This window comes from Amycolatopsis samaneae (genome assembly GCF_039541975.1).
Taxonomy (GTDB): Bacteria; Actinomycetota; Actinomycetes; order Mycobacteriales; family Pseudonocardiaceae; genus Amycolatopsis; species Amycolatopsis samaneae.
This window is the reverse complement of record NZ_BAABHG010000004.1, coordinates 306,738-320,819: the sequence shown is the minus strand read 5'-3', so window position 1 is coordinate 320,819 and position 14,082 is coordinate 306,738. Positions and strand designations below refer to the sequence as shown.

Sequence of the window (14,082 nt, the reverse complement as noted above, 5' to 3'; positions counted from 1 at the left end):
CATGTTTGTACATGTCCGCACGGGTGGGTTTCGGAAAGCGCGCCAAGCTGGTCGAGGACCTGGCAGGCCAGATCCGGTCGGGTCGGCTGCCGTCCGGGGCGCAGTTGCCGGGCGAGAACCGGCTGGCCGAGCTGTACCAGGTCAGCAGGGGCACGGTCCGCAGCGCGCTGTCCGAGTTGCAGCAGCGCGCGCTGATCACGACACAGACCGGGGTCGGTTCGTTCGTCACGTTCGACGGCGTCCATCTCGACCAGGGCGTCGGCTGGGCCCGCGCCCTCGCGGAGTCCGGATTCACGCTGAGCACCGAGCTGATCTCCATCGGCACCGCCCGCGACGCGGAGCTGTCCGAGCGGTTCGGGGTGGACAGCTTCGTCGCGGTCCTGCGCAGGCGCCGCGCGGAGAACGGGCACCCGGTGTCCCTCGAACGTTCCGTGCTGCCCGGCGACGGGCCGCTCGCCGATCTCCCGGAACGGGGGCTCGTCGGCGGCTCGCTCACCGCGACGCTCACGGCGGCGGGGCTGCGCGGGATCGGCGGCGAGCAGTGGATCACCATGTGTGCCCTCGGCGACCAGGCCGAACTGCTGGAACGCGGTCCCGAGGAGCAGTTCCTGCGGGCGGTCCGCACCACGGTGGGCGCCGCCGGAACGCTCGTCGAGCACGTCACGAGCCTGCTCGACCCGGCGCGGTTCCGGTTCCACCTCAGGTTCGGCCCGCAGTGACCGGGGCGGCGAAACGGGAGAGAGCGCTCGGCGCGTTCTACGGGCTCGCGATCGGCGACGCGCTCGGCATGCCGACGCAGTCGATGTCGCGGACGGCCATCGCGCGGACGTACGGGCCGATCACCGGCTTCGTCGCCGCCGTCGCCGAGCAGCCGATCGCGCCGGGCATGGCGGCCGGGTCGATCACCGACGACACCGAACAGGCGCTGCTCGTGGCCCGGCTGGTGATCGAGGGTGACGGCCGCATCGAGCCCAGGACGTTCGCGGACGCCCTGCGTGCCTGGGAGGCGGACATGATCCGCCGCGGTTCGCGTGATCTGCTCGGCCCGTCCACGAAGCGCGCGCTGGACCGCCTCGACGCCGGGGTGCCCGCCGAGGAGGCCGGTCGCGAGGGCACCACCAACGGCGCCGCGATGCGGATCACCCCGATCGGGATCGCGACGCCGCTCGGTGCGGGATTCCTCGACGCCGTCGTCGAAGCCAGCCGGGTCACGCACAACACCGGGCTCGGCATCGCCGCCGCGGCGGCGGTCGCGGCCGCCGTTTCGTCCGGTGTGGACGGTGCGGACCTAAGGTCCTCTTTGGACGAAGCCGAACGCGCGGCCGTCGAGGGCGCGCGGCGCGGGTACTGGGTCGCGGGCGGGGACGTCGCCGCCCGGATCCGCTGGGCGCGGGCCTGGGCACGCGGGATGGACCGGGCCACGCTGGCCGACGCGCTCGCCGAGGTGATCGGCACCTCGGTCGCCGCGCAGGAATCCGTGGTCGCCGCGGTCGTGCTCGCCGAGGTGCTCGGCGAGGATCCCGCGTCGGCGCTGACGCTGGCCGCCGAGATCGGCGGAGACACCGACACCGTGGCCGCCGTGTGCGGGGCGATCCTCGGTGCGCACCACGGCCTTTCCGGGCTCCCCGCCGGGCTGGTCCGCCAGGTGCGGGAAGTCAACCGGCTCGACCTGGCCGTCCTGGTGGACGGCCTGCTCCAGGTGCGAGGATGACCATGGACACAGCGGAACGCGCGGGCGCGCTGGAGACACGCGGCATCGAGCCGGTGCCCGCCGCCGAACGCGGCGGGCACCCGATGCAGCTGTTCTGGGTGTGGTTCGCCGCGAACATCAGCATTCTCGGGCTGCCGCTCGGCGCGACGCTGGTCGCCGTGCAGCACCTGGCCTTCTGGCAGGCGGTGCTCGTCGCGATCATCGGCGCCGCCGGGTCGTTCGCGATCGTCGGTGTCGTTTCCATCGCGGGCCGCCGCGGCGGCGCTCCCGGGCTCACGCTTTCCCGCGCCGTCTTCGGCGTGCGGGGCAACTTCGGGCCGACGCTCGTTTCGCTGGTGTCCCGGCTCGGCTGGGAGACGGTGAACACCACGACCGCCGCGTTCGCGTTCCTCTCGCTGTGCGCGATCCTGTTCGGCACCGACGCCGGGGCGAAGGCCTCACCGGTGCTGACGATCGTCGGTGTCGCGCTGTTCGTGCTGCTGACGGTCACCGTCTCCGGGCTCGGGCACGCCGTGCTGGTCGCGGTGCAGCGGTGGTCGACCTGGATCTTCGGCGCGCTCAACGTCGTCGTCGGCGTCAGCCTCGTGACGCGGATCCACTGGGACAAGGTGTTCGCGGCCTCGCCGGCGCCGGTGGGCGCGATGATCGCCGGGATCGGCACCATCGCCGCCGGGACCGGGATCGGCTGGGCGAACGCGTCGGCGGACATGTCGCGGTACCAGTCGCCCGCCGTGCGGGCGGGCTCGCTGATCGCCTCGGCCGCCGCGGGTGCCGGAATTCCCTTGGTGCTGCTCATTTCCCTGGGCAGCCTGATCTCGGCGGACGATCCGTCGCTGGCCTCGGCCGGTGATCCGGTGGCCGCGATCCGGGAACTGCTGCCGAGTTGGATGGCGGTGCCGTACCTGATCGCCGCGTTCGGCGGGCTGCTGCTGTCCAATCACCTCTCGGTGTACTCCGCCGGGCTCACCACGCTGACGCTGGGCATCCGGATCAAGCGGGTGTACGCGGTGGTGGTGGACATCGTCGTGACGTTCCTCGGTTCGCTGTACTTCATGCTCGTGGCCGACGGCTTCTACGGTCCGTTCATCGCGTTCATCAGCCTGCTGGCGGTGCCCATCACCGCGTGGGTCGGCGTGTTCCTCGTCGACATGATCAAGCGGCGGACCTACGACCCGGCGGCGCTCATGGACCTGCGCCACACGAGCGGGTACTGGTACCGCGCGGGCTGTGAACCCCGCGCGCTGGTCGCCTGGGCGGTGGCTATCGTGGCGGGCTACCTGTTCACCACCGCGGGCACCGGCAAGGACGTCTGGTTCTCCGGCCCGTTCGCGCAGACCTGGCTCGGGACCAACGGCGTCGGCTGGGTCGTCACTTTCGTTGTCGGCGCGGGACTGTACGCGGCGCTCGGCGGAGCGAGGGGCACCCGATGACCGGCCGGCTCGTCCACACCGGACAGGCCATTGTGGACCTGGTGATGCGCGTCGGCGCGCTGCCGCCGCCCGGCGGGGACGTGCTCGCCTCCGATGTCCGGCTCACCGCGGGCGGCGGGTTCAACGTGATGGCCGCTGCCGCGCGCGCCGGTGCGGAGGTCGTCTACGCCGGGGAGCACGGCACCGGACGGTTCGGCGACATCGTCCGGGACGCGCTGGCCACGGAGGGCATCGGGGTCGTCCAGCCGCCGACCACCCCGGACACCGGGGTGTGCGTGGCACTGGTGGACGCGACCGGGGAACGGACGTTCATCACCGAGACCGGCGCCGAGGGCACGCTGACCGCCGAGCACCTGGCCAGGGTGGCCCCGGAACCCGGCGATCTGGTCTACGTCACCGGGTACAGCCTGCTGCGCGAGTCCAACCGGGACGCCCTGCTGGCCTGGCTGCCCGGTCTGCGGGGCCAGGCCGTGCTGCTCGACCCCGGCCCGCTCGCCGCCGAAGTGCCGGAAGAGGTCTGGCGCGCGCTGCTGCCGCACGTGGACATCCTCTCGTGCAACGCCACCGAGGCCCGTCAAATGTCCACTGTGGATGGTGCGGACGCGGTGCCGGTGTGGATCACCCGGCTCGGCGCCGAGGGCTGTGACGTGTCCGAGGACGGCGTGACGGTCCGGGTGCCCGGGTTCCCGGTCGAGCCGGTGGACACCAACGGCGCCGGGGACGCGCACACCGGCGTGCTCGCCGCGGAACTGTTGCGCGGCAGGGACGTCCTCGCCGCGGCCGGGCGCGCGAACGCCGCCGCCGCGCTGGCCGTCGGCCGCTACGGCCCGGCGACCGCGCCGGACCGGGACGAGGTCGATCGGTTCCTCGCGGCGCGTTCGTCGATCGGCCCGGCCTGACGGACGAGCGCCCCAATGTGGCATTGGGTGCGCTCAACGCACCGAACGCCACATTGGGTGCGTCCAACGCACCGAACGCCACATTGGGGCGCATGACCGGCGGGATCCCGAACGGCGGGAACACGGTCAGGCGGGAACAGCGGGTCAGGCGGGTGGTTCGGCGGGATCGGCGACGGTGTCGATGGCGCGGACCAGCTCGTCCAGCGCGGGCAGCGCGGCGAGGAGCAGATGCCGCCAGCCGGGCTCCAGGTGGTCGACCGCGGCGCGCAGGATCGCGTCGTTCGTGGCCTGCCAGCCGCGGACGGCCTTCGTGCCCTCCGGGGTGAGCCGCAGCGACACCGTGCGCCGGTCGTCGCCGCCGGACCGGGTGATCATGCCGCGCTTTTCGAGGCCGTTGACCAGCGTGGTGACCGAGTTCGGCGCCAGGTGCAGCGACCGCGCCACCTGGCTCGGACGGGCGCCGGGACGCTCCGCCAGCGAGGACAGGAGTTCCAGCTGTGCCACCGAAAGCGTGGTGCTGGGATCCTTCGCCCGCGCCGCGCGGCGCATGGCCCGCCGCAGCCGGGCCACGGCGTCGGCGAGCGAACTCTCCTGGCCGCTCATCGGCGCGCGCCCGCGGGACGGAGCAGCAGCCCGGTGAGGCCCATCAGCACGGCGGCCACGGCCAGCGCGCCGAGCGCGCCGGGCACGGAACCCAGGTGCAGGAAGAAAGTCACCAGCGCGATCCCCAGCGCGGTGCCCAGCCCACGCGCCATGTTGACCAGTCCTCCTCCGGTGGCCGACATCCGCCGCGGGATCGCCGCCATGATCGCCGCGTTGTTGGCCGGGATGAACACCCCCAGCCCGATCCCGGTCAGGGCGAGGAGCATACCGGCCGCGAGCGGGGTGGTTCCCGTGAAGATCAGGGCACCGGTGCCCAGCACGCTGATCCCGGCGCCGAGCGTCGCCCGCGCGCCGGTGGACCAGCCCGAGGGCAGCACCTTGCCCGCGGTGAGCGCCGCGAGGGCGAAACCGGCGGGCAGCGCGGTCAGCACCAGACCGGCGTGCGCGCCGAGAACCTGCGGGAACAGCGTGAGCGGGCCGAAGAGCACGAGGTACCCGCACAGCGCGCCGGCGAGCCCGGCCGAAACCGCTCTCGGGCGCAGCACGGACAGGTCGACCAACGGGTTCGCCGTCCGGCGTTCGGTCCGGTACAGCAGCACCGCGCCCGCCGCGAACCCGGCCGCGAGTGCCACCACGGTCCAGCCGGGCAGCCGCAGCCCGGAGAACCCGGAGAGCAACAGCAGGACCGACGTCGTGGTGACCGCCAGCAGGCCGAGCCCCGGCCAGTCGAACCGGCCGAGTGGCGTGCGTTCCCGCGTACGCGGCAGGAGAAAGCGCCCCGCCAGCAGGGCGAGGCAGCCGATCGGGACGTTGACCCAGAACACCCATCGCCAGCCCGCGGTGTCCACGAGCAGGCTCCCGAGCGCGGGACCGAGCGCGAGCCCCAGCGCCTGCGCGGCGGCCTGGACGCCGAGGGCGGCGCGGGCCTGGTCGTGGCGGACGCTGGTGACGACCAGCGCGACGCTGTTGGCCTGGAGCATCGCCGCGCCGAGCGCCTGCAGCACGCGGAAGCCGACGAGCCAGCCGAGGCCGGGCGCCAGCCCGCACGCGGCCGAGGCCAGGGTGAACACCGCGAAGCCGTAGCCGTAGACGAGCTTGCGGCCCAGCGCGTCGGCGACGCGCCCGGCGACGGCGACCAGCCCGACGAGGGTGAGCAGGTAGGCCAGCGAAACCCACTGGACGGCGGCCAGCGGGGTGCCGAACTCGCGTTGCAGCGCGGGGAAGGTGAGCGTGACGATGCTGGCGTCGAGCTGCCCCATGAACGCTCCGAAGCAGACGGTGCCGACCGCCAGCCAGCCCGCCTTCGGATGCTCGCGGACCACTCGTGGCCGCGGTGTCTCCACCATGAGCATGTCCGCTCCTCCTCTCCGGATTCATTCTGACACAGAACTATTGGAACCGGTGACTGACTGACCTGCCGGTAATACGGCTCACACATCGTTCTGTGGCAGATCCACCCCGGGAGACGTAGGGGATATCGCGGGTAACGAATCCCCCGGAGCCGACGACTGAGGTGCCGTGAACGACGCCCCTGGCCGGTTTCGCACGGTGAGGCGTCGTCCGTCCTGTATGGCAAGAGCGGTCCGGAAAGAACGGGTGAGCCGATGACGCGACACAGACGCTGGCGAAGATTCACGACCATCGCACTGGCGGTCGCGGCCGTCCTGCCCTTCGCCGCGGCGCCCGCGAGCGCCGACGACGTGCCGAGCAGCGCGGTCACGGTCGGCGGCACCACCCTCCACCGTGGTCAGACGTTCACGGTGACCCAGCAGGTCCACAACACCCAGCAGTTCACCGTCACGTTCGCGAAAGCGGCGATCTACGGTCAGCAGACGGCGATCACCGACCTCGCCGACCTGGTTTCGTGCACCGGCACGACGGCGCCGTGTTTCCTTTTCGGCAGCAGCTATCGCGCGCCGTTCGGCGATCTCGCGGCGGGCGAGAGCCGGACCGTGGTGTACACCCTCAAGGTCAAGGACACCGCGCCGCTGGGCACGGTGACGCTCCAGCACCAGCTCGTCGGCGACAACTACGCCTTCGACACCCTGCCGGGGCCGGAGCTCACCGTGACCCAGGGCGTCGCCGATCTCGGTGTGCGGCTGACGGCCGCCCCGCACGGCCTGCTCTCCCCGGAGATCGACTACACGATCACCCTGACGAACGCCGGCCCTGGCGACGCTTCCGGCGTGCGGGTCGTCGCGACGTACTCGCCCGCGCTCCAGTACACGGGCTCGGCCGGATGCGCGCATCCGGCCGGGACCTCGACGGTGACCTGTGACGTCGCCGCGCTGGCCGCGGGATCGAGCGCGACCCTGCGCTTCGGCGCGAGGCTGGGCGTGCTGAGCCTCGGCTCCTTCACCACGACGGCCAGGATCGCCGCCGCCTTCCCCGCCGACCCCAACGCGGCGAACAACAGCGCCACCAGGACGTGCACGGCCGTCACCGGTCTGCTCGTCAGCTGTTAGCCGCGTCCTCGCCGCGAACCGGACGTGCCGCGCCCGTCCGGTTCGCGGCACCGGGGTCCGCGTGGGTTTACAAGATCCGGCGGGGTTCGTAGGATTCGCCCGGTCGTTCGCGTGCCGGTGTGTGGAGGTCCTGCCGATGACCAGTCCGGCCCCCCGTGACCCCGGCGAGCTGCCCACGGTCGCCGAGTTGCTGGATCGGTCGGAAACCCGGCCGATGCCCCGGATCACCGACGACACCGTGCTCCCGGGAGCCGGGTCGCCGGACGAACCCCCGGCGCGTGCCCGGCAGGGCTGGGCGATCAAGTTCGCGCTCGGTGCTGGGGCCTTCGTGGTGCTCGCCGGTGCCGGTGTCGTGCTGCTCTCACCCGCCGACGTGCCCGAGGCCGGGGCGAAGCCGGTGCCACCGCCCACCTCGTCCGCGCCGGTGGTGCCCCCGGCGACCGGCACCGACAGCGGAATGGTGACGATGAGCGCGTCGTCGGCCCCCACCACCGCCGAGGCCCGGCTCGTCGGCAGCGAAGCGGCACCGCCGCCACCGCCGGTCGAGCCGACCGGCCGCGCCGAGCCGAACGGCGGCCGCAGGCCCGCCGCGCCGCCCTCGGCGAATCCGTTCGGTGAGTACTGGAGCTCGGTGGTGAGCTCCATGCGCCGCGACTACGAGAACTGGCCGCGCCGCTGACCGTCCACAGTGGTCACTGACCCTGGGGTGGTTCCCCTGGCAGCAGGCAGTCGAGAAACCGGCTGACCGCCCAGCGAAACTCTTCGTCCTCAGTGGACGGTGGGACCGCTTCGAGGTGGTGGCCCATCGGGTGCTTGTTGAGCAGGAAGCCGAGCAGGAGGTTGTAGAGCGTCCGGTAGGCGCGCATGGCGTCCTCGGTGCCCAGTCCCGCGCCGGTCAGGCTGTCCAGCTGGCGCTGGGCGAACGGCGCCGCGTTGCGGGAGATGTACTCGCCCTCCGCGATCACCTTCGCCACCCACTCGTGCGCGGACAGGAACGCGTGCAGGTCCAGCCACACCTTCAGCAGCCGCTCGCGCGGGGCGAGTCCGGGATCGGCGGTGGGGAATTCGAGCGCGACGTCGTCGACCAGCAGGCCGAGCAGCTCACGCCGGTCGGCGATGTGGCGGTACAGCGAGGCCTGCCCGGTCCCGAGCGCGTGCGCGAGTTCCCGCAGGGTGAGCGCGTCGAGCCCGGACGCGTCGGCGATCGCGCGCGCCTTCGTCACGATCAGCTCCCGGCTCAGCTTCGGCCGGGCGCCACCTGGGGTCACCACGCGATCACCGTAGCCCACCTGCTCGACCTCGTGTGATTGTTAGGGTAGCCTTCCCTTGATGCGAACGCCGTTCGCAGGTAGCCGTCGAGTGCTGACCAGGGGATTCCATGGATGTGACACAGGTGGCCGCGGCACGTCCGCGATCCGCCGGACCGGGCCGGGGCACCGCGATCCTCGTCGCGATGTGTTTCGCGGTGCTGTCCTACTCACTGATGCAGACGATGCTCGTCCCGACGATCACCACGGTGCAGCACGAGTTGCGCGCCACCGCGGCGGCGACCGCGTGGGCGGTGCTGAGCGCGCCGCTGCTGGCGAGCGCGGTGCTCACCCCGCTGATCGGCAGGCTCGGCGACCACCACGGGAAACGCCGGGCGCTGATCGGGGTGCTCGTGGTCTACCTGGTCGCCACGCTCGGCGCGCTGGTGTCGTGGAACGTCGGCCTGCTGATCGCGTTCCGCGCGGCGCAGGGTGTCAGCCTCGGCCTGCTGCCGCTGGCGTTCGGCGTCATCCGGGAGTCCCTGCCCGCCGACCGGGTGGCGTCCGCGCTCGCGCTGGCTTCGGGGCTGGTCGGTGGTTCGGCCGGGCTCGGGCTGGCCTGCGGCGGCCTGCTGGTGGACTTCGTCTCCTGGCGGTGGCTGTTCGCCGTCGGCGCGGTGCTCGTCGCGGTCACCCTCGCCATGGTGCTGCGGTTCGTGCCGGAGAGTCCGGTACGAAGCGGCGGCGGGCTCGACGTCCCCGGCACGCTCCTGCTCGCGACGAGCCTGACCTCGCTGCTGCTCGCGCTGACGCAGGGCCCGGTGCTGGGGTGGACCTCGGGGTGGGTGTGCGGGCTGTTCGTGCTGGCGGTGCTCGCCTTCGCGGTGTTCCTGGCGGTCGAAAGGCGCGTCGCGACACCGTTGATCGCCCCGGAAACGTTGGTACACCGCCGGATCCTGCCGACCCACCTCACCGCGACGGCCTTCGGCGCCGCGCAGTTCGTCCTCTTCGTGCTGCTGCCGAAGTTCGCCGAGACCCCGCGTTCCGGCGCGGTGGACTACGGATTCGGGGTCAGTGTCACCGCGGTGGGCCTGATCATGCTGCCGGGGACCCTGCTCGTGCTGCCCGGCAGCTGGCTCGCCGCCCGCGCCGACGCCCGCTTCGGCCCGCGCGTCCCGCTCACCACCGGGCTCGGGCTCGTCGCCGCCGGTGCCGCCGCGCTGGCCTGGTGGCACGGGGAGATCTGGCAGCTGGTGGCGTGCTACGCCGTCGCCAGCGTGGGCTTCGGGCTCGTGATGGCGGTGCTGCCCCGGCTGGTGAACGCCGCCGTGCCGCCGGACCGGATCGCCGGCGCGAACGGCGTCAACACGGTGGCCCGCACCGCGGGCGGCGCGGTGGGCAGCCAGCTGGGCACGGCGATCCTCGCGTCGATGCCGATCGCGGGCGGCGCGGTGCCGACCGGCGCGGCCTACGGTCTCGCGTTCGGTGCCGCGGCCGCGGTGGCGGTGCTCGGGATGGGTCCGGCCCTGGCCACCGCGCGGTGATTCGCCGCCCGCGATCCGGGGTACTGATCTTCGAGGAACGTTTTCGCGAGGAGGTGCCGCCGATGAGGTGGGGTGTTGTTCCGGTCGTGGCTTTCGCGGCCGTCGCCGTGGTCGCCTGCTCGTCGCCGGCGGAGTCGCCACAGCCACAGCCACAGCCACAGCCGCCGCCGTCGAGCCCGGAATCCGGTGTCCTGCGCGGTCCGGCCGCGGGCAACGCCGACGCCAGGGTCGACGTCGCGTTCGCGAAGGGCGCGGTCTCGCCGCCGGCCGGCGTGCTCGAACTGCGGAAGGGACAGCGGGTCAAGATCACCGTGACCTCCGACGTGCACCAGAACATCGACGTGGCCGGATATCCGGACAAGAGCGCGGATGTCGATCCCGGTGACCCGGAGGACATCGGTTTCACCCCGGACCACAGCGGCGACATCCCGGTGAAACTGCGCGAATCCGGCGCGTTGCTCGTCACCGTCAAGGTGAGCTGACCGCGGTAGTCCACCGGCTGCGCTTTCCGGGCGCGCCAAACTGGGCCGTTTGGTCCTGTCGTTTTTCCGGGACACCTCATTACCCTCCAGTAAGGGTGGCGTCGATCACACCGCCGGTCCGAGGAGGCACCATGAGGTGGCGCGTTCGGCCAGTGTTGGTGGACGGACCGGGCGAGCGCAGGCTCAGACACGTCACCGCCTGCCTGACCTGCACGCTGCGCTGCGCGCACTGCGCGCTTCCGGTGCGGCTGAACGGAAAGAGCGACCACCCCGGCTACGGCGTCGTCGACGAGCACCACGCGCCCGGCGTCCGCGGGTTCCCCGATCTGGGACTCCTGCACCGTTTCTGCCGGGACACCCTCGGCAGGGGCCTGACCGTCGAACTCGCCGTCCGGCGTGCCTATCTCGGGCACGTGACCGAGCTGTACGAAACGGGCGGGCGGAGCCGGCGGTACGAGCGGCTGGGCGTCCGCCCACCGCGGCCGGGAAGTCCCGAGCTGTACCGAAAACGCTGGCGGGTGGCGAAGATGCGGTACGCGTGCAAGGCGTGCCGCTACTACACCGGTTCGCATTGAACCGGGCCGCCCTTCGGCTCGTCGGGTCAGCGTCAATCGGAAGAAGTGCCGTGGAGGCGTCGTGCTCGTTCGTCTGATTCTCGGTTCGCTCATGACCGTCGCGGGACTGGCCTTCGCCGGGCGGCGCGTCGCGTTCCTCGTCCGGCTGATCCGCTCGGGCCAGCCGGACACCGGCCGGTCGGCCGAACTGGGCCGTCGCGTGGCCGCGCACCTGCGCGAGGTGTTCGGGCAACGGAAACTGCTGAAATGGTCCGTTCCCGGGCTCGCGCACTTCTTCACCTTCTGGGGATTCGTGATCCTCGCGTCGGTGTATCTCGAAGCCTACGGCGCGCTGTTCGACGAGGACTTCCACATTCCCCTGATCGGCGAGTGGTCCGTGCTGGGCTTCGTGCAGGACTTCATCGCGGTCGCGGTCGCGGTCTCGCTGGGCGTGTTCACCGTGATCCGGATCCGGCAGGCACCGGCGCGCAAGGAGCGGGCGTCGCGGTTCTACGGTTCGCACACCGGCGGTGCCTGGCTGATCCTGATCATGATCTTCAACGTCGTCTGGACGATGTTCCTGTTCCGCGGCGCTTCCTCGGCGGCGGGCCATTTCCCGTACGACTCGGGCGCGTTCGTCTCCCTCGGCGTCGGCGACCTGCTGCGGCCGCTCGGGCCCGGCGTCACCGAGCCGCTGGAGACCGTCGGGCTGCTGCTGCACCTCGGCGTGATGCTGGCGTTCCTGAGCATCGTGCTGTACTCCAAGCACCTGCACATCTTCCTGGCCCCGGTGAACGTCACCGCGAAACGGCTGCCCGACGCGCTCGGCCCGCTGCTGCCGATGGAGTCGAAGGGTGAGCCGATCGACTTCGAGGACCCCGGCGAGGACGACGTCTTCGGACGCGGCAAGATCGCGGACTTCACCTGGAAGGGCATGCTCGACTTCGCCACCTGCACCGAATGCGGCCGCTGCCAGTCGCAGTGCCCGGCGTGGAACACCGGGAAACCGTTGTCCCCCAAGCTGCTTGTCATGGGGTTGCGGGACCACCTCTTCGAAGAGGCGCCGTATGTCCTCGGTGGCAAGGAGAATCCGGAGGCGCGCCCGCTGGTCGGCACCGCCGAGGAGAACGGCGTCATCGATCCGGACGTCCTCTGGTCGTGCACGACCTGCGGCGCGTGCGTCGAACAGTGCCCGGTGGACATCGAGCAGGTCGACCACGTCGTCGACATGCGGCGCTACCAGGTGATGATCGAGTCCGCGTTCCCCAGCGAGCTGGGCACGGTGTTCCGCAATCTGGAGACCAAGGGGAACCCGTGGGGGCAGAACAACTCCGAGCGGCTGGCGTGGACGAAGGACCTCGGGTTCGACGTCCCGGTCTTCGACGGTGAACTCGGCGCGGACGTCGAGTACGTCTACTGGGTGGGCTGCGCGGGCGCGTTCGACGACCACGCCAGGAAAACCGTCCGCGCGACCGCGGAGTTGCTGCACCTCGCGGGCGTGGAGTACGTCGTGCTGGGCACCGGCGAGTCCTGCACCGGCGACCCGGCCCGGCGCGCGGGCAACGAGTTCCTGTTCCAGCTGATGGCGCAGCAGACCGTGGAGACGCTGAACGCGGTGTTCGAGGGCCGGGAACCGCGGCTGCGCAAGATCGTCACCACCTGCCCGCACTGCCTGAACACCCTGGGCAGGGAGTATCCGCAGCTCGACGGGCACTACGAGGTCGTGCATCACACGCAGCTGCTGAACCGGCTGGTGCGCGCGGGCACGCTGACCCCGGTGAAGCCGGTCGACGACGGCGGCCCGAGCGTGACCTATCACGACCCCTGCTATCTGGGGCGGCACAACAAGGTCTACACGCCGCCGCGGGATCTGGTCGATGCCACCGGCGCCACGCTCGCGGAGATGCCCCGGCACGCGGACCGCTCGCTGTGCTGCGGCGCGGGCGGGGCGCGGATGTGGATGGAGGAGCAGATCGGCAAGCGCATCAACCTCGAACGCGTCGACGAGGCCCTGTCGACCGAGGCGGAAACGATCGTCACCGGCTGCCCGTTCTGCCGCGTGATGATCTCCGACGGGCTGGTGCAGCGGCAGAGCGAGCAGCGCGGCGAGAACGTCGAGGTGCGGGACGTCTCCCAGCTGCTGCTGGAGTCGGTGAAACGCGCGACGGCGATGCCCTCCGACGCCCCGGTGATCCCCTGAGCTTCCCGACGGTCCGTGAATGCCACATTGAGGGACTCTGAGTCCCTCAATGTGGCATTCACGGACCTGCCGGTTCGGGGATCAGCGGAAGGTTTCGGCGTGGTCGATGGCCCATTCGGCGAAGGTGCGCGGGTCCCGGCCGGTGAGCTCGCGGAAGGCCGGGGAGACGGTTTCCGGATGCTCGACCATGCCCGCCCACGCGTCGAGAACGGCGTCGACCAGCGTGTCCGGCCAGCCCTGCGCGAGGAGGTCGGCGCGGGCCTCGGACCGGGACTGCTCCTCCCAGCGGACCGGGGTGCCGATCGCCTCGCCGATCGCGCGGACCTGTTCGCGCTGGCTCAGCGGTTCCGGGCCGGTGAGCGCGTAGGCCCTGCCGACGTGGTCGTCGGTGGTCAGCGCCAGCACCCCGACGGCGGCGAGGTCCTTTTCGTGCATGAGCGTGCGGACGGCGGCGCCGTACGGCCAGCGGACGACGCGGTCCTCGCGGATCTGCGGCGCCCAGCCGAGCGCGTTGGCCGCGAACCCGCCACCGCGCAGGAACGTCCACTGTAGACCGGAAGCGCGGATGACGGCTTCCAGCGCGGCGTGGGAGCTGGTGATCGGGTCCGTCGCGTCGTCGACCGCCGAGGACGACAGGTAGACGACGCGGGTCGCGTGCTCGGCGATGACCTCCACCACGGGACCGGCCTGCTCGGCGGGGTGCAGCGGCCACACCAGGAACACGCTGTCGACGCCGGTCAGCGCGGTGCGCAGGCTCGCCGGGTCGCTCAGGTCCCCGCGCACCGCCTCGACACCGTCCGGGAGCTTCGCGGCCTCGGGTCGTCGCACGAGCGCGCGCACGGTCACGTCCTCGCGCCCCGCGAGCTGGTCGACGAGCGCGCCGCCGACGTTCCCGGTGGCGCCGGTCACGAGAATCGTCTTCTTGGTCATTTTTCCTGTTCCTTCGT

The 14,082-nt window shown here is 71.7% G+C and carries 14 protein-coding genes; 10 read left to right on the top strand and 4 right to left on the bottom strand.

Features of this window, described 5'->3' with window-relative positions:
- The first annotated feature begins 11 nt into the window (after nt 1-11).
- Genes ABD987_RS11690 through ABD987_RS11675 form a run of 4 tightly spaced genes read left to right on the top strand, consistent with a single transcriptional unit; the run spans nt 12 to nt 4,040 of the window.
- Nucleotides 12-719, top strand: coding sequence for a GntR family transcriptional regulator (locus ABD987_RS11690; RefSeq protein ID WP_345390522.1), 708 nt, complete (start codon nt 12-14; stop codon nt 717-719).
- Complete coding sequence (locus ABD987_RS11685) at nt 716-1,711, top strand: ADP-ribosylglycohydrolase family protein (RefSeq protein ID WP_345390519.1); 996 nt, start codon at nt 716-718, stop codon at nt 1,709-1,711. Before ABD987_RS11690 ends, ABD987_RS11685 begins: the two co-directional genes overlap by 4 nt.
- The gene (locus ABD987_RS11680) at nt 1,708-3,141 is read left to right on the top strand and encodes a purine-cytosine permease family protein (protein ID WP_345390516.1); all 1,434 of its coding nucleotides are present in this window, start codon (nt 1,708-1,710) and stop codon (nt 3,139-3,141) included. The genes ABD987_RS11685 and ABD987_RS11680 overlap by 4 nt, the downstream gene beginning before the upstream one ends.
- Nucleotides 3,138-4,040: a PfkB family carbohydrate kinase gene (locus tag ABD987_RS11675; protein WP_345390513.1), complete on the top strand. Its 903-nt coding sequence runs from the start codon at nt 3,138-3,140 to the stop codon at nt 4,038-4,040. Before ABD987_RS11680 ends, ABD987_RS11675 begins: the two co-directional genes overlap by 4 nt.
- Nucleotides 4,041-4,184: 144 nt before the next feature.
- Here ABD987_RS11675 and ABD987_RS11670 read toward each other — a convergent pair whose 3' ends face one another.
- Nucleotides 4,185-4,643 (bottom strand): MarR family winged helix-turn-helix transcriptional regulator, encoded by a 459-nt coding sequence (locus tag ABD987_RS11670; protein WP_345390510.1) that lies wholly within the window; start codon nt 4,641-4,643, stop codon nt 4,185-4,187.
- A complete protein-coding gene (locus ABD987_RS11665) occupies nt 4,640-5,995 on the bottom strand; it encodes an MFS transporter (protein WP_345390507.1) in 1,356 nt (451 codons plus the stop codon). The genes ABD987_RS11670 and ABD987_RS11665 overlap by 4 nt, the downstream gene beginning before the upstream one ends.
- 252 nt (nt 5,996-6,247) lie before the next feature.
- On the opposite strand from ABD987_RS11665, the gene ABD987_RS11660 reads away from it, so the two are divergent.
- Both ABD987_RS11660 and ABD987_RS11655 read left to right on the top strand, forming a co-directional pair.
- Nucleotides 6,248-7,108 carry a DUF11 domain-containing protein gene (locus ABD987_RS11660; protein ID WP_345390504.1) on the top strand — a complete coding sequence of 287 codons (861 nt, stop codon included), beginning with the start codon at nt 6,248-6,250 and terminating at the stop codon, nt 7,106-7,108.
- Nucleotides 7,109-7,244: 136 nt separating this feature from the next.
- Nucleotides 7,245-7,787 carry a hypothetical protein gene (locus ABD987_RS11655; RefSeq protein ID WP_345390501.1) on the top strand — a complete coding sequence of 181 codons (543 nt, stop codon included), beginning with the start codon at nt 7,245-7,247 and terminating at the stop codon, nt 7,785-7,787.
- Nucleotides 7,788-7,800: 13 nt separating this feature from the next.
- Here the strand turns inward: ABD987_RS11655 and ABD987_RS11650 are convergent, their stop codons facing one another.
- The gene (locus tag ABD987_RS11650; protein WP_345390498.1) at nt 7,801-8,379 is read right to left on the bottom strand and encodes a TetR/AcrR family transcriptional regulator; all 579 of its coding nucleotides are present in this window, start codon (nt 8,377-8,379) and stop codon (nt 7,801-7,803) included.
- 107 nt (nt 8,380-8,486) lie between these two features.
- On the opposite strand from ABD987_RS11650, the gene ABD987_RS11645 reads away from it, so the two are divergent.
- The 4 genes from ABD987_RS11645 (at nt 8,487) to ABD987_RS11630 (ending at nt 13,135) form a co-directional block, all read left to right on the top strand.
- Nucleotides 8,487-9,899, top strand: a complete 1,413-nt coding sequence (locus tag ABD987_RS11645; RefSeq protein ID WP_345390495.1) for an MFS transporter — start codon at nt 8,487-8,489, stop codon at nt 9,897-9,899.
- Between the two features lie 62 nt (nt 9,900-9,961).
- Nucleotides 9,962-10,381: a hypothetical protein gene (locus ABD987_RS11640; protein WP_345390492.1), complete on the top strand. Its 420-nt coding sequence runs from the start codon at nt 9,962-9,964 to the stop codon at nt 10,379-10,381.
- A 131-nt stretch (nt 10,382-10,512) separates the two neighbouring features.
- The gene (locus ABD987_RS11635) at nt 10,513-10,956 is read left to right on the top strand and encodes a hypothetical protein (RefSeq protein ID WP_345390489.1); all 444 of its coding nucleotides are present in this window, start codon (nt 10,513-10,515) and stop codon (nt 10,954-10,956) included.
- Between the two features lie 61 nt (nt 10,957-11,017).
- Nucleotides 11,018-13,135, top strand: a complete 2,118-nt coding sequence (locus ABD987_RS11630; protein ID WP_345390486.1) for a (Fe-S)-binding protein — start codon at nt 11,018-11,020, stop codon at nt 13,133-13,135.
- A gap of 81 nt (nt 13,136-13,216) precedes the next feature.
- On the opposite strand, the gene ABD987_RS11625 is transcribed toward ABD987_RS11630, so the two are convergent.
- The gene (locus ABD987_RS11625; RefSeq protein ID WP_345390483.1) at nt 13,217-14,065 is read right to left on the bottom strand and encodes an NAD(P)H-binding protein; all 849 of its coding nucleotides are present in this window, start codon (nt 14,063-14,065) and stop codon (nt 13,217-13,219) included.
- Nucleotides 14,066-14,082: the final 17 nt, after the last annotated feature.